General features: G+C 66.6%; 2 protein-coding genes. Both read left to right on the top strand.

Features of this window, described 5'->3' with window-relative positions; translation table 11 throughout:
- Positions 1 to 223: IS66 family insertion sequence element accessory protein TnpB (tnpB, locus tag GPA27_RS28185; RefSeq protein WP_169143716.1), on the top strand; the 223-nt coding region annotated here is incomplete at its 5' end.
- 28 nt (positions 224 to 251) lie between these two features.
- The gene (locus GPA27_RS28180; RefSeq protein ID WP_169143715.1) at positions 252 to 1,868 is read left to right on the top strand and encodes an IS66-like element ISAzo19 family transposase; all 1,617 of its coding nucleotides are present in this window, start codon (positions 252 to 254) and stop codon (positions 1,866 to 1,868) included.
- Positions 1,869 to 1,896: the final 28 nt, after the last annotated feature.

Below are 1,896 nucleotides of genomic sequence, written 5' to 3'. Positions count from 1 at the left end.
CATCAACCGGCGCGCGACCCAGATGAAGGTGTTGTACTGGGACCGCAGCGGGTTTTGCATCTGGGCCAAGCGGCTCGAGTCGGGTCGCTTCGTGTCGGACTGGTCGCGGACGACGAGCCGCGAGATGGACTGGACGGGGCTGAAGCTGCTGCTCGAAGGCATCGAGCCGGCACGCTTCAAAAAGCGCTTCGCGCTGCCCGCAAGTCACCGCAAACCCGCATGAATGCTGGCTTTTTTGGTAAAATGACGCCATGCCTCCGACGCCTTTGACGCAGCTGCCGACCCGTGAAGAAGCCGCCCGGTGGACGGCCGATCAGGTCGTCGAACTGGCGGGCGCGCATCTGGCGCAGCAGCGCCAGTTCGAGGTCATCAAAGGCGAATGCGAGGCGATGCGCCACCAGCTCGACTGGTTCCGGCGCCAGCTCTTCGGGGCGAAGAGCGAGAAGCGCCTCGTGGACGCCAACCCGCATCAGATGAGCCTGGGCGAGTTGCCGGTGCCCGAATCCTCGCCGCCGCCCCCCGGTCAGGACATTGCCGCCCACACCCGCCGGGCCCGCACCAGCGACTGCGCCAAGGGCGACGCATCGGCGCTGTTCTTCGACGAGGCCCGCGTGCCGGTCGAGACCATCGAGGTGCCCAACCCCGAGGCCGAGGGGCTCGCCCCCGACCAGTTCGAGGTGATCGGCGAAAAGGTCAGTCACCGCCTGGCGCAGCGCCCGGGCAGCTACGTGATCCTCAAGTACGTGCGCCCGGTGATCAAGCGCCTCGACACCCAGGCGATTTCCTGCCCGGCGGCACCCGGGGGGGTGATTCGCGGCAGCCGCGCCGATGTGAGCTTCGTCGCCGGGCTCATCACGGACAAGTTCTGCTACCACCAGCCGCTCTACCGCCAGCACCAGCGGCTCGGCGACAATGGCATCAGGGTGTCGCGCCCGTGGCTCACGCAGCTCACCCACGGGGCGCTCGCGCTGCTCGAACCGATCTTTACGGCCCAACTCGACTCGATCCGCGCGAGCCGCATCAAGGCGATGGACGAGACCCCGATCAAGGCCGGCCGGGCCGGCCCCGGCAAGATGAAGGGCGGCTACTTCTGGCCGGTCTATGGCGAACGTGACGAGATCTGTTTCGTCTATCGCGAGAGCCGCAAGGCGCAGCACATCGAGCAGATCCTGGGCACCGACCCGCCGCCCGAGGGGGCGGTGCTGCTCACCGATGGCTATGGCGCCTACGAACGCTATGCCGAGAAGTGCGGGCTCACGCACGCGCAATGCTGGGCGCACTCGAGGAGGAAGTTCTTCGACGCCCAGTCGGTCGAGCCCGAGCGCGCGGGCCGGGCGCTGGAGATGATCGGCAAGCTCTATGCGGTCGAAAAACGCATCCGCGAGGCCACGCTCGTCGGCGAGGCGTGCCGGGCGTACCGGATCGAGCATGCACAGCCCGTGGTCCACGAGTTCTTCGCCTGGGTCGATGCCCAGTTCGACACCCACGGCCTGTTGCCCAGCTCGCCGCTCACCACCGCCATGGCTTATGTGCGGGAGCGCCGGGCCGCCCTCGAGGTGTACCTGCGCGATCCTGAAGTGGCGATCGACACAAACCATCTCGAGCGGGCGCTACGCGTGGTGCCGATGGGTCGTCGCAACTGGCTCTTTTGCTGGACCGAGGTCGGCGCCAAATACGTCGGTATCGCGCAGAGCCTGATCGCCACCTGTCGGCTGCACGACATCGATCCGTACGACTATCTGGTCGATGTGCTGCAGCGTGTCGGCCAACACCCCGCTGCCGACGTCGCGCAACTCACCCCCCGTCTGTGGAAGCAGCACTTCGCGGCCAACCCCCTGCGATCCGATCTCTTCGAAATCTCGAAGTAGTCAAGGACGCTCGTCAGTTACCGCTTAC

The organism is Aromatoleum toluolicum (assembly GCF_012911005.2).
Classification (GTDB): Bacteria; Pseudomonadota; Gammaproteobacteria; order Burkholderiales; family Rhodocyclaceae; genus Aromatoleum; species Aromatoleum toluolicum.
The sequence above is the reverse complement of the archived record's forward strand: the minus strand, read 5'-3'. Positions and strand labels throughout refer to the sequence as shown.